The sequence below is a fragment of the Pollutimonas bauzanensis genome, assembly GCF_040393045.1.
Lineage (GTDB): Bacteria > Pseudomonadota > Gammaproteobacteria > Burkholderiales > Burkholderiaceae_B > Pollutimonas > Pollutimonas bauzanensis_A.
The window spans coordinates 1-21,999 of the sequence record NZ_JBEBUX010000065.1 but is presented as its reverse complement, the minus strand read 5'-3'; the positions used below and the strand labels follow the sequence as shown (position 1 = coordinate 21,999).

Sequence of the window (21,999 nt, the reverse complement as noted above, 5' to 3'; positions counted from 1 at the left end):
AGAACGATAGACCCGTCACAAGAACGATAGACTCGACATAAGAACACGACCTAAAGCTCGTTAATCGGTATTTTCAGATAACGCACGCCATTGTCCTCCGCCTCCGGATACCTGCCCGCACGAATGTTTACCTGAATCGCTGGCAGAATCAGCACCGGCATCGCCAGCGTCGCATCACGCGCCTCCCGCATCGTAGCGAAACTGTCCGCACCTATGCCGTCACGCACATGGATATTGCCGGCGCGTTGTTCCTGCACCGTGACACAGGACTGTTGCTGACGATTATCCGGCGGGTAATCGTGGCACAGATAAAGACGCGTCTCGTCGCCCAACGCAAGAATCTTCTGAATCGACGCAAAAAGCGTATGGGCGTCTCCACCAGGAAAATCGCAACGCGCTGTTCCGACATCCGGCATGAATAGCGTATCTCCAATGAAGACACCTAGACCTTCCACGCAATAAGCCATGTCCGCGGGCGTATGGCCCGGTACATGAAGGGCGGTAACCGCCATGTCGCCAATATGGAACTTTTCACCATCATGGAACAGATGATCGAATTGCGAGCCATCGGGAGTGACTTCCTGCTTCAGATTGAAGATATCGCGGAATACTTTTTGTACGTGCCTGATATGTTCGCCTATGGCGGTCTTCCCTCCCAACTCTTTCTGAAGATAGGCTGCCGCCGACATGTGGTCGGCGTGGGCGTGTGTTTCCAGTATCCACTGCGCTTGCAATTGATTGTTGCGTATATAGGCGATGATGCGATCCGCGGAGTCGGTGCTGCTGCGGCCGGATTTTGGGTCATAGTCCAGTACGGAGTCGATAATTGCGCAGGAAGGATTGCCGTCCCGATGGATCACATAGGAAAAAGTTGAGGTTTGAGCGTCGAAAAAAGCTTCCGCGTGAGGCGATGGCATGAAGACTCCTCTTGTGGGCGTTGAAATGTTGGATTATGGTACGCCATCATTCAACTTTACAGAGGCCGTATGCCATACGTCACCATTTCCGCTACCCAAGGTCTTTCCACCGCTCAAAAAAAACAGCTTCTTGAAGGCGCCAGTAATGCCGTGGTAAATAGCATAGGCGCGCCGCTGGCTAGCGTGCGCGTCATGTTGCATGAACTGGCTGATGGCCACTACCTGAACGCCGGGCAGTTCGGCACGCCAGGACTCATGTTTGTTGTGGAGCTTATCGAAGGCCGCACTGAAGAGCTCAAGGCAGCGCTTATTGCCGCTTTAAGCCGCTTGGGCCTTGATGCGACGGGTGTGCCCGAAAACGACATCCGAGTCCGGGTCATTGATTTTCCCAAGGCCAATATGGGCATGGCGGGCGGCGTAACCGCCCAGGCTCTGGGCCGGTAAACGTTTCAGCACTATTTAAGCCCAAGTTTTTTGGCCAGCTTATGTAGATTGCTGGAATCCAGCTGTAGTGCGCGGGCGGCCTGCGCCCAGTTGTAGTTGGTGCTAGTGAGCGCCTGCTGTATAGCTTGGCGCTGGCAGTCCTCTAGCACGCTGCGCATAGGCGCTATTTTTTGTTCAGCGCTGTAGGGGCTTGCCGGATTGTCAATTAACGAAGAGCCAGGACCGTAAAAAGGCTCGTTGGCATACAAATCGTCGTCGCCATCCTGGCTCAAGGCCCCCGTGCTTTCGGTCATGCCAGATCCGCCAACGCGTGAGACGCGGATATCCTGGAATCTTTCCCCTGGCTGTTCGACAATATCCAGATCCAGTAATTCAGGGCCCAGGGTCAGGATCTGGTCGCGCGATGCGCCCCGGCTAAGCATCTTCAAGGCGGCACGACTTATTACATGCTCCAGTTCGCGCACGTTTCCGGGCCAGTTATAAGTCAGCAATGCGCGTTCAGCGGCATACGACAGGCGCACGCCGCGCAAACCCAGCCTTGTCCGGTTGAACTCCAGGAAATGCCCCGCCAGTATCAGGATGTCCTGGTCTCTTTCGCGTAATGGGGGAATGTGTACAGGGTAGACGGAGAGCCGGTGGTAGAGATCGGCCCGGAAGTCGCCCGAGCGCGTGCTTTCTTTAAGTTGGCGGTTAGTGGCGGCAATAATGCGCACATCGGTTTTTATGGTTTCGTCAGTCCCCAACCGCTGGATCTCGCCATTTTGCAAGGTGCGCAGCAGCTTGGCTTGTATGGACAGCGATAGCTCCCCAACCTCGTCCAGGAACAAGGTGCCACCTTGCGCCGTTTCGAAGCGGCCGGCGCGGTCGCTGGTAGCGCCGGAAAACGCACCCTTTACATGCCCGAACAACTCGCTTTCTGCCAGAGATTCGGGCAGGGCGGCGCAGTTGACGTGAATCATGGGTTTGGCGCTGCGACGGGAGTGTCGGTGGACTCGCCTGGCAAATAACTCTTTACCTACGCCTGTTTCGCCTAGCAACAGCACAGGCAGATCCGAGTCAGCCACGACGTCCAATTCATGCAGCAATTCTGAAATGGCTTCGCTGGCGCCGAGTATTTCGTTTTCGTCAATGATTTGCATTGAATCGCTAACGCTGCTGCCAAGTTGCCGCAAATTCCGGTTTTCTTTTTCGAGCGCAGTAATGCGTATGGCCGCCGCCAGCATAAGCCCGTAGCGTTGCAGTTCGGCTTGTGCCGCAGCGTCGAATGTGCCGGTTTCAAGAGCATCAAGTGTGATCGCGCCCCATAGTCGGCCTTCTATATACAGACTCAGGCCTAGGCAGTCGTGCACGGGCAGGGGAGAACCTTTGCGATCATCCAGCAGGCCATCGTAGGGGTCGGGCAGCACGCTGCCGGGTTCGAACCATGTGGGCTCGCGGCGCGAAAGAATGGTGGCAAAGCGTGGGTGGTGGGCGACAGCGAAACGGCGGCCTAGCGCTTCATGGGCCAGGCCGGAAGCTGCCACCAGCCGCAAGCTGTCGGTGTCCAGGCTAAGCAGGCCAACTGCATCGCAATGGAAGTGTTCGCGCAAGGTATGCACCGCCCGTTGCAGCCTTACGGCATTAGGCAGGTCTGTAATCAGGTCGGCAAGTATCAGTTGATCCATGTGGTGAATTATACCCTTGTGAGGTATTTTAAACCCTATTTGGTAAGGGTTTTATTTACCCTGTTCATTTGGGACCATTGAAAAATAACGATATAAAACTTGGCACGACTATTGCTTGATAGATAACAGGATTAGAACCTAGAGAAGGATGAAGCCGTATGAACAATAACTTGCCGGATCAAATGCTGGGCACGCTCGCCAGCGCGATTCCAGGCGCCACTCGTATTTTCCATGAGTTTCACATGGATTTTTGCTGCAACGGCAATAAAACGCTGGCCGAAGCAGCGGAACAGCAAGGCTTGGATCTCCAGGCCTTGCTGGGCGCCTTGCACGGACTTACCTCCGAGGCTTGCGGGGAAGGCGACTGGCGAGATTCCCCGCCGGAAGTGCTGACCGCGCACATCGTCGAGCGTTTTCACGAGCGTCACAGAGCCCAGTTGCCGGAACTTATTCGGTTGTCGCGGCGGGTCGAGCATGTGCATGCAGGCAGGCCTGGCTGTCCCAGCGGCCTGGCTGATGCCCTGGAAGGCCTGCAGCAAGAACTCGAAAGCCACATGATGAAAGAAGAGCAGGTGCTTTTCCCCATGCTGGCCCGTGGTTTGAACGCGGCGGCTCGCGCGCCTATGTCCGTGATGCGCTTCGAGCACGAACAACATGGCAGTGCGCTGGCTCACATCCTGCGCCTGACCAACAACATCACTACCCCCGTCAATGCCTGCAATACCTGGCGAGCCTTGTATAGCGGACTTAACGCTTTTAAAGAAGACTTGATGCAGCACATTCATCTTGAAAACAATGTGCTGTTTTTAAATGCCTCAAACGCAGCAGAAGGAGCTCATCATGGGTGAGTACAAGAAGTTATGGTGGTTGTTACTGGCCATTCTGGCGGTGACGTTCGCGGCGCTTGGTTGGAGCGGCGTTGAAATTTATCGGCAAGTTCCGCCGATTCCCGCGCAGGTCATTACCTCATCCAACAAGGTATTGATGACCAAAGAGCAAATCCTCGATGGTCAAACCGCATGGCAAAGCACAGGCGGTATGCAAGTGGGTTCCATCTGGGGCCATGGCGCTTACCAGGCGCCCGACTGGAGCGCCGATTGGCTGCATCGCGAGCTGCTGGCCTGGCTGGAAGTGGCAGCACAAGAAACTGCCGGCGTGCCATTTGCCAAATTGGATGCGGGTCAGCAGGCCGTCTTGAAAGATCAATTAAAAACGGAATATCGCCGTAATACGCTGAATGCCGAAACCGGCGTGGTGACGGTGTCTGAACGACGCGCCAAGGCCATGGCGGATACCGCTCAGTATTATCAGAAGCTGTATGGCGCGGCCCCCGAGCTGCAAAATACACGTAAAAGCTTCGCCATGAAGGAAGACACGCTTCCCGATGCCAAGCGCCGCGAAGACTTGACCAAATTCTTCTTCTGGCTATCGTGGGCCGCTTCGACAGAACGCCCCAACAGTGAGGTTACCTACACCAACAACTGGCCCAAAGAGCCGTTGGTTGATAACCATCCTTCCACAGCGAACATCATGTGGTCGGTAATCAGCGTGGTCGTGCTGCTGGCAGGGATCGCCTTCCTGGTCTGGGGGTGGGCCTTCCTGCATCGCGACCATCCCGAACCTGAGGCACCCAAGAAGGATCCTCTTACCCTTGGTGCGCTTACGCCTTCGCAAAGAGCCCTGGGCAAGTACCTGTTCCTGGTCGTGGCCTTGTTTGTCGCTCAAGTGTTGCTGGGCGGTCTGACCGCGCACTACACCGTCGAAGGGCAAACCTTCTACGGTATCAACATCTCTGAATGGCTACCGTACTCGTTGACGCGCACGTGGCACTTGCAAACAGCCTTGTTCTGGATTGCTTCCGGCTTCCTGGCTGCAGGCCTGTTCCTGGCTCCGGTCATCAATGGCGGTAAAGATCCAAAATACCAAAAGCTGGGCGTCAATATTCTGTTCTGGGCGCTGGTGGTATTGGTCGTTGGTTCTTACATCGGCAACTTCCTGGCCATCAAGCACATCATGCCGGCCAAACTGAATTTCTGGCTTGGCCACCAAGGCTACGAATATCTCGAATTGGGCCGCATCTGGCAAATCGTGAAGTTCCTGGGCCTGGCTTTCTGGCTGCTTCTGATGCTGCGCGGCATGTTGCCTGCCTTCAAGAAGGGTGGGGATAAAAACCTGCTGGCTTTGCTAGCTGCATCTACCATCGCCATTGGCTTGTTCTACGGGACAGGGCTGTTCTACGGCGAACGTACTCATATCACTATCATGGAGTACTGGCGCTGGTGGGTGGTTCACCTTTGGGTCGAAGGCTTCTTTGAAGTGTTCGCGACAACTGCCTTGGCATTCATCTTTGCAACCATGGGCCTGGTATCGCGCCGTGGCGCAACCGTAGCCAGCCTGACTTCCGCGTCGTTGTTCATGCTGGGTGGCGTGCCTGGCACCTTGCACCACATGTACTTCTCGGGCACCACCACGCCCATCATGGCTATCGGTGCCACGTTCAGCGCCCTGGAAGTCGTACCCCTGATCATTCTGGGTTATGAGGCATGGGAAAACTGGCGCCTTAAAGAGCGTGCTCCCTGGATGGAAGCTGTGAAATGGCCGCTGATGTGCTTCGTGGCAGTTTCGTTCTGGAATATGCTGGGCGCAGGTGTGTTTGGCTTCATGGTCAACCCGCCCGTCTCGCTGTACTACATCCAGGGTCTGAATACCACGCCGGTCCATGCTCACGCAGCGCTCTTCGGTGTCTATGGCTTCCTGGCCATCGGCTTTACCTTGATGGTCTTGCGCTACATTGTTCCCGGCTTCAAGTTCAGTGATTCACTGATGCGTACCGGGTTCTGGGGCTTGAACCTTGGCCTGGTCCTGATGATCTTCACTAGCTTGCTGCCTATCGGCATCATTCAGGCTCATGCCAGCATCACGCAAGGCATGTGGTACGCACGCAGCGAAGCCTTCATGCAGCAAGACATCCTGCACACCTTGCGTTGGGTTCGCACCTTTGGCGATGTGGTGTTCATCATTGGCTCCCTCGCCATATTCTGGCAAGTTGTCATTGGTGTATTCCAGCCAAAAAGTTATGCCAAGAATATCGGTTACGGCGCAACAGCCGCTGCCGAGTAAACCGTAAGCCTGCACTGGTCGGTTTACCGTGATCGGTGTATTAACAGAAGCAAGAAGCCCCACCGCCTGAACTCAGGCGGTGGGGCTTTTTTCGGCACGGACTGCCCGATACGTGCCAGGAACCCGTTACTCAGCGTGGTTCAGATAGCGTTCGGCGAGATAGGCCCAGAACGCGCCACCATTGACGAGGTTCTTGTCATTGAAGTCGTAATTCGGATTATGAACAGCGCAGGCACCTTCTTGGTTGCCGTCGCCATTACCAATAAACAGATAGCATCCAGGCACTTCTTCCAGCATGAAGGCAAAGTCCTCGCTGCCCAAGCGGGCAGGGGTCTGGGGTACTACATTATCTTTTCCTGTGAATTCGATTGCCGCATTACGGGCAAAGTCGGTTTCGTTCAGGCTGTTCACCAATACAGGATATCCCCGCTCATAAAGCACGTCGGCTTGTACGCCAAAGCTTTCTGCTTGTGCATGAACCAGTGCCTTGATGCGGTTTTCCAGTAACGCCCGCACTTCTGCATTCAGTGAGCGGACAGACAGCTTTAACACGGCCTTCTGGGGAATGACATTATTGATGTGCCCGGCATTGATGGCGCCTATGGTGATAATCGCCAAGTGGCTAGGATTGACTTCGCGCGAAACGATGGTCTGTAGCGCCATAATGATGCTTGCCGCGGCAACAATGGGGTCTTTCGCCAGATGGGGGTGTGCGCCATGGCCGCCTACGCCATTAATGGTAATGGTCACGTAGTCAGACGACGACATAGCGGGGCCATCCCGAAATAGCAGTTGCCCTTGCGGAAACCCTGGCGCGTTATGCATACCGAAAATGGCGTCGCATGGATGGTCCTTGAACAAGCCATCGTCCATCATTTTCTTCGCGCCGCCCAGGCTTTCTTCCGCGGGCTGGAAAATCAAATTCAGGGTCCCGGAAAAGTCGCCTTGCTCGGCCAGATACTTTGCGGCCGCCAAAAGCATGGTGGTATGGCCGTCATGGCCGCAGGCATGCATGACATTATCGTGAACACTGGAATAGGGCAGGTTGGTTGTTTCACGGATGGGCAACGCATCCATGTCGGCGCGTATGCCTATTTTTCTTGTGCCATTGCCTTTTTTCAGTACGCCGACTAAACCCGTCGTCCCATAACCGGTATGGACTTCATATCCCCACGCTTTAAGCAGTTGTTCGATAATTGCGCTGGTCCGGTGTTCTTCGTAGCCAAGCTCGGGATGTTGATGGATATCTCTGCGGATCTTTGCAAATTCGCTGAAATGCTCCTGCATGTATTTGCTATGGTTTTCCATTGCTCCTGCCTTTTACGGTTGACGTATTTTCCCCACGATCGTCTTTTGACGCGGGGTGCACCAGGCTTTTCCTGTTTTTCGTTTACCGTTTAGCGGGTAGTAAAATACGGTACTAAGTATTAAATTGCGCGCGAAAGTAATCAAGGAAAGAACATGCCAAGTGACGATGTGTTGAATGTGAAGTCGGTTGGGAAAGCGTTTCGTGTTTTGCAGTGCTTTGAAGAGACAAGTGCTGCGGAAAAGGACTTGAGCCTGATGGATATCGTGCGTCTGACTGGTTACGATAAAAGTACGGCTCAGCGATTCACGCATACATTGCAAACTGTTGGCTATCTGTCCAAAAATCCGAATACGAAACGCTATTCGTTGAGTGTCAAAGCTTTAGAACTGTCATTTAGCTTTTTGCGAAATAATAGTTTTATCGAAATGGCTAATCCTCATTTAATAGATTTGTGCCGCGTCACAGACCAGCGGGTAAGCCTCAGCTTATTTGACGATACCAGCATCGTGTATGTGATGCGCCATCAAACCAAGCCTGATTACTACTATTCTTCTTTGGCTGGCCGCCGCCTTCCCGCTTGCAGTAGCGCGGGCGGGCGCGCAATTCTTGCCAAGCTGGGTGAAGCAAAGGCGTTGGATATCCTGAACCGTTCCGAGCTGATCCCATACACCGCTAAAACCATTACTGACAAGGCCCGCATACTGCAAGAAATTAAAAAAATAGAGCAAAAAGGTTATGGCTTATCAATAGAAGAAGTGACTTATGGCGAGGTGGGTTTAGGGGCCGCCATTACGGATAAAAGCGGCTACCCTTGCGCGGCCCTGCACATAATCGGTTCATTGACAGGTCAGACGCCCGAGGCTTTCGAGGAAAAATACGCTCCATTTATCCTCGAAACCGTACAAAGAATCAGTTGCCGGTAAAGCCTGTTACTTTAATGATGTCTTCGTACATTTTGATTTCCGCAAGATAGGCTTCTTTCGCTTGTGCCGGTGTTTTTGGCTTGGACACGACCCGGCCATCACCTTCCAATAATGTTATGGCGCCCGGGTCTTGTACCGCATGGGCGATAGCCTTGTTGAGTTTCTCAATAATGTGCTCGGGCGTGCCGGTTTTCACAAAATACGCGGAACCGGTCGTATATTCAAAATCCTTGAAGATTTCGTTTTCGCTCAGGCTTGGATACTCTTGCAGTATTTCAGGCTTTTCTTTTGAAAGAACAGCCAAAATTCTGTATCGGCCGTCTTTTTCCATTTCTTTCATGGTTTTAGAGAAAGCCATGATAGTAAAGTCGATTTGGCCGCCGGCTAGGTCCTGCATCGCCGGGGCGGTACCCCTATAGGGTGCATGGATGAGGGGCGCATCAATGGTTTTGGAAATGCGCTCCGTCACGAGGTGATATAACGATCCCACGCCAACAGAACCGTAGGTAAGCGGTGCGGTCGATGCGCGTTCTTTAGCAAGTTTTATAAAATCGTCTATGGTTTTGACAGGCAAATCCTGTTTGACAAGCAATACCAGGTTCGACGTCGTAATTGGATGAACGCTTTGAAATTGGGCAGGCTTGAACCGAATGGCGTTATTGGTCAATGGCGGCAAAATCAATTCATTGGCGGTGCCTTGGAAAAAATATCCGCCATTGGGCTTGGCGGCAAGCACCTTGTTGGCCGCTATCGATCCGGTAGCCCCTCCCATGTTTTCGACGATAACCTGAACCCCAAGTTGCTCCCCGATAGGGCCACTTAGTGACCGGGCAATCGTGTCGCTTGGTCCACCTGCAGGATACGGCACCATCATGGTTACCGGGCCGGAAGGATACTTGTCATTGGCAACGCTGACGGACGGAGCAATCAACAGGGCGCTGCAGAAGAGTGCGCCAAAAAAGACTCGCCGGTTATATCGGTAGGTTTTCATATTGTGTTGTCTCAAAGAATGATTGAAGCGCCCTGACGAACCATGACCTTTGCCTATGGTGATAAGACATTGCCCGCCAAGGTATTTTATTACAATACTAAGTATTTTTAATAAATTATATACCAATGGCTCTCGCGCAATTCTTGGGCCATACTTGACTTACCTTTTCTGTTTTTGGAGATTGCAATGGATCAGTCCGTGTATATACCCATGACCAAAGAATTAGCCAAGCAGCGCGCAGAGCTTGCGCCCGATGCGCTTAGTGCATTCAAGGCATTTAGCGCTGCCGTATTTGCGGAAGGGGCACTGTCCAAAAAGAATAAGCAATTAATTGCCGTGGCGGTGGCGCACGTAACGCAATGCCCATATTGCATCAAAGGCCACACGGAAGGGGCCGTCAGGGCAGGAGCCAGCGAACAGGAAATTATGGAAGCGATCTGGGTAGCGGCTGAAATGCGCGCAGGTGGTGCTTATGCACATTCTCATTTGGCTTTGGAGACGATCAATCAAATGAAAAAATAAATCGGATACTTGTGCGTCAACCTAGATGGGAAGCGGAAGGGAGCTTTTCTTCCGTTTCCATCGCCACCAGCCCATGGATAATGCCGCATTCGTCAATAGGCTTTGACGTTGCACATTGCTGGCGCAAACCTATCAGTTGTGCGCGTAATCGGTTTAGTTCTGCGAGCCGCACATCAACATGGCCGATGTGTTCATCCAGTAGTTCATTGACCGGCGCGCAATCTGCGTCGGGGCCATCCATAAACGCAAGCAGGGTGCGGATCTCATCGTGCGCCATATCCAACGTGCGGCAGTTGCGGATGAATCGCAGACGGTCCAAATGGCCCTCGCGATAACTACGGTAATTACTGTCGTTTCGGTCCGGGGCGGGCAGCAGCCCCTCTTTTTCATAGAAGCGTATGGTTTCAGTGCTGCAGTTGGCCGCCTTGGCTAATTCGCCGATTTTCATGATCATCTCCTTACCTGTTGACCTTGTAGTTACTTTAAGGTGTTTACTGTGAACATGCAATAACACGGCTTAAGGAAAGCAGATGGGTTCACACCAACACGATCACCACAACGCAACCGTCGAGAAGGGGGGCTGTTGTACTCATAATGACCATCGCCAGCCGGGCCATAGCGTGTCGGATGATGTACTGCTTGGCGCACGTGCCGTGGCAGGCGGGGCCCGTACGGCCATGCGCATCATGCAAATGGATTGCCCGACCGAAGAGGCCTTGATTCGCAAGAAATTGGAACCCATGGAGGGTGTGCATAGCGTGCACTTTAATCTCATGCAGCGGGTGTTGACGGTGGACCACCTGCCGTCGGCGCTCGAGACCATTCTCCAGGCAATACGCAGCCTGGGGTTCGAGCCGGAACTGCCGCAAGAAGGCAAAACCTTGGGCAAAGCCATGAACGCGCCAGCGAAGCCCTGGTGGCCTTTGGCGTTGGCCGCAATTGCCGCACTAGGTGCCGAGGCATTGGGTTGGCTGGGTGATTTTGGCTGGGCGCCAATGGTGCTGGCCTTATTGGCGGTGGCATTAAGCGGCCTGTCCACGTATAAAAAAGGCATAGTTGCAATCACGAACGGTAATTTGAATATCAATGCCTTGATGAGCATTGCTGTAACCGGTGCGCTATTGTTGGGGAACTGGCCGGAAGCGGCCATGGTCATGGTGCTATTTGCGATTGCTGAGTTTATCGAGGCCCGATCCCTGGATCGGGCTCGCCATGCCGTTGAACGGCTTATGGAAGTGGCGCCAGAAACGGTCTGGGCTCAAGGCTCTGATGGTACGTGGGCCAGCATGGCTGCGGCAAACGTTCAGCCGGGAACGATCTTGCGCGCCAGGCCAGGTGAACGCATAGGCCTCGATGGCCAGGTCATAACAGGTAGTTCTACAGTCAACCAGGCACCCATCACGGGCGAGAGCATGCCAGTGGAAAAAAAGGCTGGCGATATGGTTTACGCCGGAACCATCAACGGCATGTCGGAAATTGAATATCGGGTTGATGCCGTTTTTAGCAATACTATGCTCGCGCGCATTATCCACGCTGTCCAGGAAGCACAGGGCAGCAAGGCGCCAACCCAACGCTTTGTCGACCAATTTGCCAAGGTCTACACGCCTATTGTGTGCGCGCTGGCTTTGCTGCTGGCAGTGGTTCCGCCCTTGATTTTCCAGGAACCATGGTTCGACTGGGTCTATAAGGCGCTGGTCTTGCTGGTTATTGCGTGCCCGTGCGCCCTGGTAATTTCCACGCCTGTTGCGATTGTCAGCGGCTTGGCATCGGCGGCTCGCCACGGCATTCTGATCAAGGGCGGCGCCTATCTGGAACAAGGCCGCAAGCTGGTGTGGTTAGCGCTGGACAAAACAGGCACGCTTACCCAGGGCGAGCCCCAACAAACTGATTTTTTCGTGATCGATGCAGGGGTTGAGGGTAGTTCGCAAGATGCCATACGCGACGCGACCGGTTTGCGCCGTGTGGCTGCCAGTCTTGCTGCCCGGTCCGATCATCCGGTATCGCAGGCGATAGCGCGCGCTTACCACGAGGACGCACTTGGCCCATTGTTGCCTGTGCAGGATTTTCACGCTGTCCAGGGTGGGGGCACGCGTGGTCAGGTCGATGCGACCGACTATATCTTCGGCAGCTATCGCTGGGTAAGTAGTCAGCTAGCAGGAAAACTTGAAACCCCCAAGATTGCCCAGCAAGTTGCCGCGCTTCAGGAGCAGGGTAAAACGGTAACGGTGCTGGCCGCGGCCGACCAAGTTCTGGCGTTGTTTGGCGTAGCCGATACCGTAAAGCCGTCGACTCGGCAGGCGATTGCCGAATTGCACGCGTTAGGCGTGCGCACCGCCATGTTGTCCGGTGACAACTTACCTACGGCTCAAAGTATTGGGCGTCAAGTGGGCATAGACAGCGTGCAGGCCGAGCTCATGCCGGCAGACAAACTAGACGCCATAGAGCAATACGTGGGGCAGGGCGTAACAGGGATGGTGGGCGATGGTATTAACGATGCCCCTGCACTGGCTCGTGCCGATATCGGCTTTGCCATGGGGGCGATGGGCAGCGATACAGCAATCGAGACAGCCGATGTTGCCTTGATGGATGACGATTTGCGCAAGATTCCGCGCTTTATCAAGCTGTCTCGTGCCACACATGCAATCCTGATACAGAACATCGCAATGGCATTGGGTATCAAAGCGATATTTCTGGTGTTGACCTTGTGGGGAACGGGAACAATGTGGATGGCGGTTTTTGCTGATGTGGGTGCGAGTTTGCTAGTATTGGCAAATAGTCTTAGGCTATTGCGCAAGTGATCACGCCATAATTCCTTGAATTACACTAATGCGTATCTTTTTGTAGCTTGTCCAGGATAACCATGTTTGCTCTTCTCGATGCGTATCGCGCAGGTTTGCTCAGCCGCCCACACTGGCTTTCCAATATCGTTGCTGGCTTGATAGTGGGTGTTGTAGCTTTGCCTTTGGCCATGGCCTTTGCGATTGCATCGGGCGTCAAGCCTGAACAGGGTATTTATACCGCCATCATCGCCGGTATTATCGTGTCGTTGTTTGGTGGCAGCCGGGTGCAAATCGCCGGTCCCACCGGCGCCTTCATCGTTATCCTGGCAGGCATTGTGGCGCAGTACGGCGTCGACGGCCTGCAGATTGCCACCTTGATGGCGGGCGTTATCCTTCTGCTGTTTGGCGTCGCCCGCCTGGGCGCTGTCATCAAGTTTATTCCCGCTCCGGTGATCGTCGGTTTTACCGCTGGTATCGGTGTCGTGATCTGGGTAGGGCAGTGGAAGGATTTCTTCGGCTTGCCGGCCGTGAGCGGTGAGCATTTTCATCAGAAGCTTTGGCAATTATTGCAAGTATTGCCTCAGTTTGACTGGGCCACTACGGTGCTTGCCATGCTGGCGTTGTCTCTGTTGATTATTGCTCCGCGCATACCGCGCATGGCCCGTGTGCCGGGCCCATTGACCGCGCTTGTGGTTGTGACGCTGATCCAGGCTGTTTTTCAGTTTGACAGCGTAGCCACCATAGGCAGCACTTATGGCGAGATTCCGCGTGGTTTACCGACATGGCAATTTCCCGAAGTCACGCTCTCGCGGCTTGTGGAATTGATAGGGCCCGCGTTCGCTATTGCCATGCTGGGCGCTATTGAGTCCCTGCTATCCGCCGTCGTGGCCGATGGCATGTCCGGGACGCGGCACAACTCGAATCAGGAATTGGTTGGCCAAGGCCTGGCCAATATCGTGGCGCCGCTATTCGGAGGGATTGCCGCAACGGGGGCAATCGCCCGTACGGCAACCAATATCCGCAATGGCGGTACCAGCCCGATCGCGGGTATCGTACATGCTCTGACGCTGGTGGTGGTGTTGTTATTTCTGGCACCTTTGGCCGCCAATATTCCACTGGCGTGCCTGGCTGCAATTCTGTTCGTCGTGGCCTGGAACATGAGCGAACTGCGCCACGTTATCAAAATGATAAAACGGGCTCCGCGAGCCGATGTCGTCATTTTGCTGGTCACGTTTGGTTTAACGGTGTTCGCCGACTTGGTGGTGGCGGTAAACATAGGTGTGGTGCTGGCCATGCTGCACTTCATGCGCCGCATGGCGGAAAGCGTGGTGGTGCGCAGGCAAAACGGCTTGGACCTGGATAAAGAGCTGGCCGCTGAGGGGTTTCAACAATTGCCGGCGGAAGTGCTGGTTTATGCGATAGAGGGCCCATTCTTCTTTGCGGCTGTTCAGGCCTTTGAACGCGCTCTGGTCAATACCAATAATGATCCCCAAGTACTTATTATCCGTCTGGGGCATGTTCCGTTTATCGATGCAACCGGCCTGCAAGCCTTGGAAGAAATTATCCAGGACATGCGCTCCAGGGGCGTGCGCATCATTCTCACCGAGGCTAATGCCCGGGTTCACCATAAGTTGGACAAAATGGGTCTGCTCGAAAAGCTGGGCAAGGACAACTATTCGGAAACCTTCTCGCAAGTGATTTCGGGTCTGGTTAGTTGATGTTTCAACGAGTCCTTCAGGCTAAGCGTGAACATTTCCTTGGACGGAAACGGCGTTTCGCACAAATCATGCAGCGAGGCGATACGATTGCTGGCATAGCGCTTGCCACTATCCAGTACCTGCTCAAAGTCATTGGCCCGAGCCGTGACGGCGTCGATATCGACGGCCGCCAGTATCAATGCATGGACCAGTACTATTTGCGCGGTGATCCCGGTGTCGACGTTAGCATGGCGTCGCCATAGCTGGGCCGTTCCCGCCACTTTTCTGGCTGCTTCGCCGCTGTCTACAGCCAGGTTATATCGGCCGTCGCAAAAAGAGCCTTCCACTGCCTGCGGATGGGTAGCAATACCATAGTCCTGCAACGCATCGCTGATCAGCTTGCATATCAACAAGTAAGCTTCGTCGGAATGATCCAGTGGTTTGCCTTGCACCGCATAAGCCAGGCTAAGGTTGAGGATGCCGGGGCCTTGCGGCACGATGCCGCCGCCGGATTGACGCACCGTGATCGGCCAGCCCTGCTGCGCAAAGTGCTCGCAGGCAGCGGGGAATGCATCAAACCGCTTATACGTGCGTGGTACGACCAGCCCTTGGGCAGACTCCCATACGCACGCCGACGGGCCGTTTTCCCCGGCAAGTTCGATCAGCGATTCGTCGAAGCGCGCATCGTGACTTTGCCCGCAGGAAAAAGATAAAAGCCTGAACGACATACAGGGTTTAAATGCGCACCAGGGCGAATTCTTCGTCGCTCATGAACATATAGCGGATTGCGTCGATCAGCCCCAGCACAATCACCAATGGGGCGAAGAAGTAGAAGATCGCCAGATACAGAATGCCCCAGCCTATCTGGCCCAGATAGAAGCGGTGCGCACCCAGCCAACCCAGGAAAATAGCCAGGACGATGGCAATCTTGCGATGGTTGGTGGGCTTCTCAAGCTCTTCACCCTTGCTTTTGATGATCCACAAGCTGATGGGCACGGTCAGCAGCAAGGCGATCAGCACCTTGACGGCATGGACGGCAACGAACCCTTTGATCGCGTAGTAGATGTCCGAGAAGTTGTGAAAGACCATCCCGGTTATATGCGAGATCCACGCAAATGCTTCATAGGCGATGGTTTCGCCAAAGGTCAACGCTACCAGGATGATGATGAATACAGCGATGGCCAGAATAATTTTTTGCAACATGATTCAGGTTTTGCCTTACGAATACGTTGTTAGTACGATTTCATCATAAACCATACGGAGATATTGTTCCGTCAAGCTCGCGCCAAACGCCACAGCGACGTGATTTCAAGTCGGCGCGCTTCATGCAGCGGATCCGTTTCGTCCACGGCCTTGGGGTGCTTGGGGCGCGCATCCATCCTGTCCACAACGCGCAAGCCTGCCGCGGCAATGGCTTGTAATAAAAAGTCCCGGCTGCGTAGTCCGAGATGTTCGGCAAGGTCTGACATGATCAGCCAGCCTTCGCCGTCAGGCGTCAGGTGGCCGGCCAGGCCATTCAGGAAGCCCAGCAACATGCGGCTCTCGGGGTCGTAAATCGCGCGTTCGATAGGCGTGGTCGGTTTGGCCGGCAGCCACGGCGGATTGCACACGATCAGGGCGCTGGCCCCAACTGGAAACAAATCGGCGGTTTGCAGGTCGATAACCTTGCTTAAACCCAGGCGCTCAATATTCTCGCGGGCGCAAGCCAGGGCGCGTGGATCCTGATCGGTACCGATGACTTTGCGCACTCCGCGTTGCGCCAGCACAGCTGCCAGTACGCCACTGCCGGTGCCGATATCGAAGGCAAGTTCTTTTGTGGGTAAGGGCGCTTGCGCGACCAGGTCGATATATTCACCGCGATTAGGCGAAAAAACACCGTAGTGCACATGGATGTTGTGCGCCAGCGCAGGTATGGCAACGCCTTTCTTTTGCCATTCGTGCGCGCCGATAATGCCTTGCAGGGCGCGTAGCGAAAGCAGAAATGGCTCATCTATTTGCCCAAGAGCCGCCTGGCATGCGTCCGCGACATCGGGTGCGCGTCGCAGGGCGATGGCGGCGTTGCTGTCCAATTCGATCAGTAGTCTGTTTAACAACTGCGTGCGTTGCGATTGATGCAGGCGGTGCTGGTTGAATACCGCCAAAGGCGTGGGTAGCTCGGCTTTCTTGCGCGGCGCTTTTTTCGGCTTGTCGATGCGTCGCGCCAGCGCTTGCAGAAGTTGGCGCGCGTTGTGAAAGTCGCCGCGCCATAGCAGGGATGTACCCTGGCTAACCAGGCGATAAGCATCGTCGGCGCTTAATGTGTCGTCAGCGGTGATGATGCGTTTCGGGGGCGGGCTATTGTTTTCCGCTGGCCAGCGCGCGGTGCGAGCTTGATCGTTTTCCGTCCAGACGGCATGCAGGGGGGGAGCAACATCGTTCAAGGCAAGCATGGATAGACCATTTGTAAAATGGCCTTATTGTAGGGCGGAAGTGTCCTGGTTGCGCAAGCAGGCTACGCACGGCCGCAGCGTTAATTTATTCAGCGCATGTTTGGCGAATGGCGTGTTCCCAACGCTGCATCAAGGCTTGTGCATCGCTTGCCGGCAACTGGGGGATGAATCGGCGCTCTTCTTGCCACAAGCCTGACAATTCTTCCTTGCTTTCGTAAACGCCACTGGTCAAGCCGGCCAAGTAGGCTGCGCCGAGCGCCGTGGTTTCCACCATGGTGGGGCGTACGACAGGAATGCCTAGCAAATCAGCCTGGAATTGCATCAGTAAATCATTGACGCAAGCGCCACCGTCAACACGAAGCTCTGTCAGGGGCGCCGATCCCGCCGCCACGGCATCGCGGCTCATGGCAAGAAGCAGCCCCGCACTTTGGTAGGCGATGCTTTCCAGGGCTGCGCGGGCGATATGCGCCATCGTACTGCCACGCGTCAGGCCGGTGATCGTGCCACGTGCATCCGGTTTCCAATAAGGCGCGCCCAGTCCGGTAAACGCCGGCACCAGCATGACACCGCCCGAGTCAGGCACGCTTTGCGCAAGCGCTTCGATTTCGCTGCTTTTCTTGAACGCATTCAAGCCGTCGCGCATCCACTGTACGACGGCGCCAGCAACAAATACGCTGCCTTCCATGGCAAATTCGGTTTGAGCGCTTGTTTGCGCTGCGCTAGTGGTGACCAGGCCGTTTTGCGACACCTCGAATTTGTTTCCGGTATGCATCAACATGAAGCAGCCGGTGCCGTACGTATTTTTCGCCATGCCTTCGGTAAAGCAGGCCTGGCCGAAAAGCGCGCTTTGCTGGTCGCCGGCGACACCGCAAATGGGAATGGCATGGCCTAGCAAATCTGCCTTTACCGATCCGAACTCTGCGGCCGATGGCAGCACTTGCGGCATCAACGAGGGTTCGATATTCAGTGCTTGCAGCAGATCTTCATCCCAGAGATTGCTATGCACATTGAACAACATGGTACGTGAGGCATTGCTGACATCGGTGCAGTGCGTGTCGCCTTTAGTTAGTTGCCAGATCAGCCAGCTATCGATGGTGCCGAACGCAAGCTCGCCTTTGCGGGCCAGTTCGCGCGCTTGTGGCACATGATCGAGTATCCATTTCAGCTTGGTGCCTGAAAAATAGGCATCGATACGCAGTCCCGTCTTGTCCTGGATGACGGGCTCAAATCCGTTTTCGCGCAGCTCCGCGCAAGTGGGCTCGGCGCGACGGTCTTGCCAGACAATCGCGTTGTGTATCGGCTGGCCGGTTTTGCGATGCCATACTACCGTGGTCTCGCGCTGGTTGGTAATCCCGATTGCCTTGATTTCGCTGGCGGTCAAGCCCGCTTTGGCAATCGCTTCGCGCGCCGTTGCCAGCTGAGTTTGCCAGATTTCCATCGGGTCATGCTCGACCCAGCCTGGTTGGGGATAAATTTGTGTAATTTCTTTTTGCGCCAGCGACACAATGCGCCCAAGCTTGTCGAATACGATGCTGCGCGTGCTGGAGGTACCTTGGTCGAGGGCAAGTATATAAGTCATGGCGGCCACTAAAAAGAATTTGGCAGTAGTTGTATCACATCGCGATGTCGCTGCGTACCTGGGCGTGGGCCAGCAAGTCGGGAAACGGATCGGGCGGCGGCGCATCGGTAAACAGCCGGTCGATCTGGCTCAGATGCGCCACTTGAACCATGGCCGCCCGATTGAATTTGCTGACGTCGGTAGCCAGCCATACCTCGCGCGCGTGGGAAATAATCGCTTGCGACACCTTGACCTCGCGGTAATCGAAGTCGCGCAACGAGCCATCCGTTTCTATGCCTGAAATACCGATCAGGGCGATGTCCACCTTGAACTGACGGATGAAATCGACAGTGGCTTCGCCGACGATGCCATGATCCCGTGGGCGCACCACGCCGCCGGCCACGATGACTTCGCAGTTCTGGTTGCGGCTCAGTATGGAAGCCACGTTAATGTTATTGGTGATGACGCGCAGGCCCGAATGCTGCATCAGCGCCTTGGCGATCGCTTCCGTGGTGGTGCCAATGTTGATCAGCAAAGAGCAGTCATTTGGCACTGCCCGCGCCACGGCTTCCGCGATGCGCCGCTTGCCTTCGGCATGCAGGCTCTCTCGTTGGTGGTGCGCGATGTTTTCTATCGTGGAATTGGGTAGCCGCACGCCGCCGTGAAAGCGCGTTAACAGTCCCGTCTCGGACAGCCGCTGCACATCTCGCCTTACGGTCTGTACGGTCACGCCCAATTGCATTGCCAATTCATCTACGCTGCTGGAGCGGCGCTCGTGCACATGTTGCAAAAGCTTTAGCTGGCGAGGGTTCGGATTCATATTTATTGTTGTTTAACGAAACAAAATAAATGTACATCGAAAGAAAACGAACCGATCTTAGGGTTTTCATTAAGGGCAAATCTATACAAACCGAACAATAATGCGCGGAATAGAACAAAAAAATAAAGAGGCGAAACCATGCAGCTGGCGCTTGAGGGTATCAGCAAAAAGGTGGGCAGCGAGACTTGGCTCTATGAAATGAGCCTGCGCCCGTACGCCGGTGCCGTTACTGTGTTACTCGGCGCTACGCAGGCTGGGAAGACTAGCCTGATGCGCGTGATGGCAGGGCTGGACAAGCCTAGCGGCGGGCAAGTGCTGGTCGACGGGCATGATGTCACTGGCAAATCAGTGCGCGAACGCAATGTTGCCATGGTGTATCAGCAATTCATCAATTACCCCTCACTTACCGTCAAACAAAATATTGCCTCGCCGCTGAAGCTGCGCGGCGCAAAGCACATAAATGAACGTGTCGCGGCGCTGGCCGATAAACTGCATATCGGCATGTTTCTGGATCGTTTGCCTGCGGAACTCTCGGGTGGCCAGCAGCAGCGCGTGGCGCTAGCTCGCGCATTGGCGAAGGATGCGCCGCTCATGTTGCTGGACGAACCGCTGGTGAACCTGGATTACAAGTTGCGCGAGGAGTTGCGCGAAGAACTCACCCAATTGTTTTCCGTAGGCGACTCGACAATTGTGTATGCCACCACCGAACCCGGCGAAGCATTGCTGTTGGGTGGGTATACCGCTGTCATGGATCGCGGCGAGCTATTGCAGTACGGCCCTGCGACCGAGGTTTTCAACTTTCCCAAATCCGTACGGGTGGCCAGCGCTTTCAGCGATCCGCCAATGAACTTCATCAAGGCGGTTCGAACCCCGTCAGGTCTTCAGTTGCCTGGCGCCATCGCTATGACATTAGGGCTTCCAGAGCGCGCGGCGACAGCGGCCGCCGACCTGACGGTGGGCTTGCGTGCCAGCTCATTGCGTTTGCAGGAACGCTCGGGAGACATTGCTGTGAGTGGCACCGTGCAACTCGCTGAAATTTCGGGATCCGACACCTTTGTGCACCTGAGTACGGGTGTTGGCGACCTGGTCGCTCAAGTGACTGGCGTGCATCATTTCAATATTGGCGTTGATCTCGTTTTGTACTTCGCGCCTACCTCGGTACTGGTGTTTGATCCGCAGGGTGACCTTCTACTGGCGCCGCCGGCAAGGAAACGATGAAATGGCCCGCATCGATCTCGATCTTTCCCATTCCTATGTTCCTCACCCGCAAAGCGATGATGATTATGCTTTGCTGCCTTTGAAAATGACTTTCCGCGATGGTGGGGCATACGCGTTGCTCGGCCCGTCAGGTTGCGGCAAGACCACCATGCTCAATATTATTTCTGGCCTGCTCGCGCCGTCGCAAGGCACTGTGCTGTTCGATGGCATCGATAAAACCAATGTCACACCGCAAGAACGCAATATTGCCCAAGTGTTTCAGTTTCCGGTCGTATACGACACCATGACAGTCGGCGAGAACCTGGCGTTTCCTTTGCGTAACCGGAAAATGCCGGTCGACCAAATCAAGACCCGGGTAGGCCAAATTGCCGAAATGCTTGAAATGAGCCATCAATTGGACCAGCGTGCGGCGGGTTTGTCGGCGGATGCCAAGCAGAAAATTTCCTTGGGTCGCGGATTGGTCCGGCCAGATGTGGCCGCTGTGTTATTCGATGAACCGCTCACCGTGATCGACCCGCAGCTTAAATGGCAATTGCGCCGCAAGCTCAAGCAGATTCACCATGAACTGAAGCTCACGCTTATTTATGTAACTCACGATCAGGTCGAAGCCTTGACCTTCGCCGAGCAAATCATGGTCATGTCGCGCGGCAGAGTGGTGCAAGTCGGTACGCCTGAAGCCTTGTTCGAGCGTCCTGCCCATACTTTCGTTGGACATTTTATCGGCTCTCCCGGCATGAACATCGTGCCGGTGCAAGTGGCGCAAGGCGCTGTCAGGCTTGACGACGGGCAGTCGCTGGCGATGCCGCCTGGCATGGCCTTGGTTCAGGGGGCGCTGAAGCTGGGTATACGCCCTGAATACACCCGGTTGGCGGAAATAGGGCAGCCGGGTGTTGTACGTGCGACGGTCGAAAAAGTGCAAAACATAGGCACCTATCAGTTGTTGTCGGCTCGCGTCGGTTCCAATTTGATACGTGCCCGGCTGGGTTTGGAGCATGATTTGCCGGAAAGCGGTGCGGTGATCGGGCTTGCGCTATTGGGCCCGCATTCTTGCTTCTACCAGGACGAGGAGCTGATATGAGTATGTCTACCAAACCTGTCAACCAAAAGGCCTGGTGGCTAGTGTTGCCGGTGATTCTGTGTGTTGCGTTTTCCGCCATTCTTCCTTTGATGACAGTCGTGAACTATTCGGTCCAGGACGTGATTTCCCCGACCCGTTCGGTATTTGTCGGAACAGAATGGTTTAGCGCTGTCATGCGCGATCAGGACTTGCATGCGGCATTGGTGCGTCAATTGGTGTTTTCGTTTTCGGTGCTTGCTATCGAGATTCCGCTGGGGGTGATGCTGGCCTTGTCCATGCCTGCGACCGGTTGGAAATCGTCTGCGGTGCTGGTGCTGGTTGCCTTGTCTTTGCTGATTCCATGGAATGTCGTGGGCACAATCTGGCAGATCTTTGGCCGTGCCGATATCGGTCTGATGGGAAGAGCGTTAATGCTGATGGGCATCGATTACAGCTATGCCAGCAACCCCACCCAAGCCTGGCTGACAGTCCTTCTGATGGATATATGGCATTGGACGCCGCTGGTGGCCTTGCTTGCTTATGCAGGCTT

20 protein-coding genes are annotated in these 21,999 nt (G+C 54.8%); 10 read left to right on the top strand and 10 right to left on the bottom strand.

Annotation, left to right across the window (positions count from 1 at the left end; all coding sequences use genetic code 11):
- Window positions 1-50 precede the first annotated feature (50 nt).
- Complete coding sequence (locus tag ABWO67_RS11635) at window positions 51-917, bottom strand: MBL fold metallo-hydrolase (RefSeq protein WP_353151876.1); 867 nt, start codon at window positions 915-917, stop codon at window positions 51-53.
- Between the two features lie 69 nt (window positions 918-986).
- Between ABWO67_RS11635 and ABWO67_RS11630 the strand changes: the two genes are divergently transcribed.
- Window positions 987-1,361 carry a tautomerase family protein gene (locus ABWO67_RS11630; RefSeq protein WP_353151875.1) on the top strand — a complete coding sequence of 125 codons (375 nt, stop codon included), beginning with the start codon at window positions 987-989 and terminating at the stop codon, window positions 1,359-1,361.
- Between the two features lie 11 nt (window positions 1,362-1,372).
- Here the strand turns inward: ABWO67_RS11630 and norR are convergent, their stop codons facing one another.
- Entirely contained in the window at window positions 1,373-3,025 is a 1,653-nt protein-coding gene (gene norR / locus ABWO67_RS11625) for a nitric oxide reductase transcriptional regulator NorR (RefSeq protein ID WP_353151874.1), read from the bottom strand.
- 158 nt (window positions 3,026-3,183) lie between these two features.
- On the opposite strand from norR, the gene ytfE reads away from it, so the two are divergent.
- Window positions 3,184-3,873 carry an iron-sulfur cluster repair protein YtfE gene (gene ytfE, locus ABWO67_RS11620; RefSeq protein WP_353151873.1) on the top strand — a complete coding sequence of 230 codons (690 nt, stop codon included), beginning with the start codon at window positions 3,184-3,186 and terminating at the stop codon, window positions 3,871-3,873.
- Window positions 3,866-6,145, top strand: a complete 2,280-nt coding sequence (locus tag ABWO67_RS11615) for a nitric-oxide reductase large subunit (protein ID WP_353151872.1) — start codon at window positions 3,866-3,868, stop codon at window positions 6,143-6,145. The genes ytfE and ABWO67_RS11615 overlap by 8 nt, the downstream gene beginning before the upstream one ends.
- A gap of 126 nt (window positions 6,146-6,271) precedes the next feature.
- On the opposite strand, the gene ABWO67_RS11610 is transcribed toward ABWO67_RS11615, so the two are convergent.
- Window positions 6,272-7,453, bottom strand: coding sequence for a M20 aminoacylase family protein (locus tag ABWO67_RS11610; protein WP_353151871.1), 1,182 nt, complete (start codon window positions 7,451-7,453; stop codon window positions 6,272-6,274).
- Window positions 7,454-7,606: 153 nt separating this feature from the next.
- Here ABWO67_RS11610 and ABWO67_RS11605 point away from each other — a divergent pair, with 153 nt between their 5' ends.
- A complete protein-coding gene (locus ABWO67_RS11605) occupies window positions 7,607-8,377 on the top strand; it encodes an IclR family transcriptional regulator (RefSeq protein WP_353151870.1) in 771 nt (256 codons plus the stop codon).
- On the opposite strand, the gene ABWO67_RS11600 is transcribed toward ABWO67_RS11605, so the two are convergent.
- Complete coding sequence (locus tag ABWO67_RS11600; protein WP_353151869.1) at window positions 8,364-9,494, bottom strand: Bug family tripartite tricarboxylate transporter substrate binding protein; 1,131 nt, start codon at window positions 9,492-9,494, stop codon at window positions 8,364-8,366. The two genes, ABWO67_RS11605 and ABWO67_RS11600, sit on opposite strands and share 14 nt — an antisense overlap.
- Window positions 9,495-9,554: 60 nt before the next feature.
- Between ABWO67_RS11600 and ABWO67_RS11595 the strand changes: the two genes are divergently transcribed.
- Entirely contained in the window at window positions 9,555-9,890 is a 336-nt protein-coding gene (locus ABWO67_RS11595) for a carboxymuconolactone decarboxylase family protein (protein WP_353151868.1), read from the top strand.
- Between the two features lie 16 nt (window positions 9,891-9,906).
- Here ABWO67_RS11595 and cadR read toward each other — a convergent pair whose 3' ends face one another.
- Complete coding sequence (gene cadR, locus ABWO67_RS11590; protein ID WP_353151867.1) at window positions 9,907-10,338, bottom strand: Cd(II)/Pb(II)-responsive transcriptional regulator; 432 nt, start codon at window positions 10,336-10,338, stop codon at window positions 9,907-9,909.
- Between the two features lie 82 nt (window positions 10,339-10,420).
- Here cadR and ABWO67_RS11585 point away from each other — a divergent pair, with 82 nt between their 5' ends.
- Both ABWO67_RS11585 and ABWO67_RS11580 read left to right on the top strand, forming a co-directional pair.
- Complete coding sequence (locus ABWO67_RS11585) at window positions 10,421-12,688, top strand: heavy metal translocating P-type ATPase (protein WP_502930005.1); 2,268 nt, start codon at window positions 10,421-10,423, stop codon at window positions 12,686-12,688.
- Between the two features lie 62 nt (window positions 12,689-12,750).
- Window positions 12,751-14,388: a SulP family inorganic anion transporter gene (locus ABWO67_RS11580; RefSeq protein WP_353151866.1), complete on the top strand. Its 1,638-nt coding sequence runs from the start codon at window positions 12,751-12,753 to the stop codon at window positions 14,386-14,388.
- On the opposite strand, the gene ABWO67_RS11575 is transcribed toward ABWO67_RS11580, so the two are convergent.
- The 5 genes from ABWO67_RS11575 to ABWO67_RS11555 all read right to left on the bottom strand — a co-directional run bounded on the left by ABWO67_RS11575 (window position 14,343) and on the right by ABWO67_RS11555 (window position 19,174).
- Complete coding sequence (locus ABWO67_RS11575) at window positions 14,343-15,095, bottom strand: lipoyl protein ligase domain-containing protein (RefSeq protein ID WP_353151865.1); 753 nt, start codon at window positions 15,093-15,095, stop codon at window positions 14,343-14,345. The two genes, ABWO67_RS11580 and ABWO67_RS11575, sit on opposite strands and share 46 nt — an antisense overlap.
- Window positions 15,096-15,102: 7 nt before the next feature.
- Window positions 15,103-15,570, bottom strand: a complete 468-nt coding sequence (locus ABWO67_RS11570; RefSeq protein ID WP_353151864.1) for a TM2 domain-containing protein — start codon at window positions 15,568-15,570, stop codon at window positions 15,103-15,105.
- A gap of 71 nt (window positions 15,571-15,641) precedes the next feature.
- A complete protein-coding gene (locus ABWO67_RS11565; protein WP_353151863.1) occupies window positions 15,642-16,796 on the bottom strand; it encodes a 50S ribosomal protein L11 methyltransferase in 1,155 nt (384 codons plus the stop codon).
- Window positions 16,797-16,881: 85 nt separating this feature from the next.
- A complete protein-coding gene (gene glpK, locus ABWO67_RS11560) occupies window positions 16,882-18,375 on the bottom strand; it encodes a glycerol kinase GlpK (RefSeq protein WP_353151862.1) in 1,494 nt (497 codons plus the stop codon).
- Between the two features lie 34 nt (window positions 18,376-18,409).
- Window positions 18,410-19,174, bottom strand: a complete 765-nt coding sequence (locus tag ABWO67_RS11555; RefSeq protein ID WP_353151861.1) for a DeoR/GlpR family DNA-binding transcription regulator — start codon at window positions 19,172-19,174, stop codon at window positions 18,410-18,412.
- Window positions 19,175-19,312: 138 nt separating this feature from the next.
- Here ABWO67_RS11555 and ABWO67_RS11550 point away from each other — a divergent pair, with 138 nt between their 5' ends.
- From ABWO67_RS11550 to ABWO67_RS11540, 3 genes are all read left to right on the top strand, one after another.
- Window positions 19,313-20,392, top strand: a complete 1,080-nt coding sequence (locus ABWO67_RS11550; protein ID WP_353151860.1) for an ABC transporter ATP-binding protein — start codon at window positions 19,313-19,315, stop codon at window positions 20,390-20,392.
- A 1-nt stretch (window position 20,393) separates the two neighbouring features.
- Window positions 20,394-21,470, top strand: a complete 1,077-nt coding sequence (locus tag ABWO67_RS11545) for an ABC transporter ATP-binding protein (RefSeq protein WP_353151859.1) — start codon at window positions 20,394-20,396, stop codon at window positions 21,468-21,470.
- Window positions 21,467-21,999 (top strand): carbohydrate ABC transporter permease (locus ABWO67_RS11540; protein WP_502930004.1); only part of this gene is annotated, 533 nt, incomplete at its 3' end. The genes ABWO67_RS11545 and ABWO67_RS11540, both read left to right, overlap by 4 nt.

What these genes read in the sequence shown, in the direction of transcription:
- ABWO67_RS11610 (WP_353151871.1), bottom strand. Translation starts at nt 7,453, where the DNA reads ATGGAAAACCATAGCAAATACATGCAGGAGCATTTCAGCGAATTTGCA.
- ABWO67_RS11635 (WP_353151876.1), bottom strand. Translation starts at nt 917, where the DNA reads ATGCCATCGCCTCACGCGGAAGCTTTTTTCGACGCTCAAACCTCAACT.
- ABWO67_RS11585 (WP_502930005.1), top strand. Translation starts at nt 10,421, where the DNA reads ATGGGTTCACACCAACACGATCACCACAACGCAACCGTCGAGAAGGGG.
- ABWO67_RS11595 (WP_353151868.1), top strand. Translation starts at nt 9,555, where the DNA reads ATGGATCAGTCCGTGTATATACCCATGACCAAAGAATTAGCCAAGCAG.
- cadR (WP_353151867.1), bottom strand. Translation starts at nt 10,338, where the DNA reads ATGAAAATCGGCGAATTAGCCAAGGCGGCCAACTGCAGCACTGAAACC.
- ABWO67_RS11575 (WP_353151865.1), bottom strand. Translation starts at nt 15,095, where the DNA reads ATGTCGTTCAGGCTTTTATCTTTTTCCTGCGGGCAAAGTCACGATGCG.
- ABWO67_RS11615 (WP_353151872.1), top strand. Translation starts at nt 3,866, where the DNA reads ATGGGTGAGTACAAGAAGTTATGGTGGTTGTTACTGGCCATTCTGGCG.
- ABWO67_RS11630 (WP_353151875.1), top strand. Translation starts at nt 987, where the DNA reads ATGCCATACGTCACCATTTCCGCTACCCAAGGTCTTTCCACCGCTCAA.
- ABWO67_RS11555 (WP_353151861.1), bottom strand. Translation starts at nt 19,174, where the DNA reads ATGAATCCGAACCCTCGCCAGCTAAAGCTTTTGCAACATGTGCACGAG.
- ABWO67_RS11580 (WP_353151866.1), top strand. Translation starts at nt 12,751, where the DNA reads ATGTTTGCTCTTCTCGATGCGTATCGCGCAGGTTTGCTCAGCCGCCCA.
- ABWO67_RS11545 (WP_353151859.1), top strand. Translation starts at nt 20,394, where the DNA reads ATGGCCCGCATCGATCTCGATCTTTCCCATTCCTATGTTCCTCACCCG.
- ABWO67_RS11605 (WP_353151870.1), top strand. Translation starts at nt 7,607, where the DNA reads ATGCCAAGTGACGATGTGTTGAATGTGAAGTCGGTTGGGAAAGCGTTT.
- ABWO67_RS11565 (WP_353151863.1), bottom strand. Translation starts at nt 16,796, where the DNA reads ATGCTTGCCTTGAACGATGTTGCTCCCCCCCTGCATGCCGTCTGGACG.
- glpK (WP_353151862.1), bottom strand. Translation starts at nt 18,375, where the DNA reads ATGACTTATATACTTGCCCTCGACCAAGGTACCTCCAGCACGCGCAGC.
- norR (WP_353151874.1), bottom strand. Translation starts at nt 3,025, where the DNA reads ATGGATCAACTGATACTTGCCGACCTGATTACAGACCTGCCTAATGCC.
- ABWO67_RS11550 (WP_353151860.1), top strand. Translation starts at nt 19,313, where the DNA reads ATGCAGCTGGCGCTTGAGGGTATCAGCAAAAAGGTGGGCAGCGAGACT.
- ytfE (WP_353151873.1), top strand. Translation starts at nt 3,184, where the DNA reads ATGAACAATAACTTGCCGGATCAAATGCTGGGCACGCTCGCCAGCGCG.
- ABWO67_RS11570 (WP_353151864.1), bottom strand. Translation starts at nt 15,570, where the DNA reads ATGTTGCAAAAAATTATTCTGGCCATCGCTGTATTCATCATCATCCTG.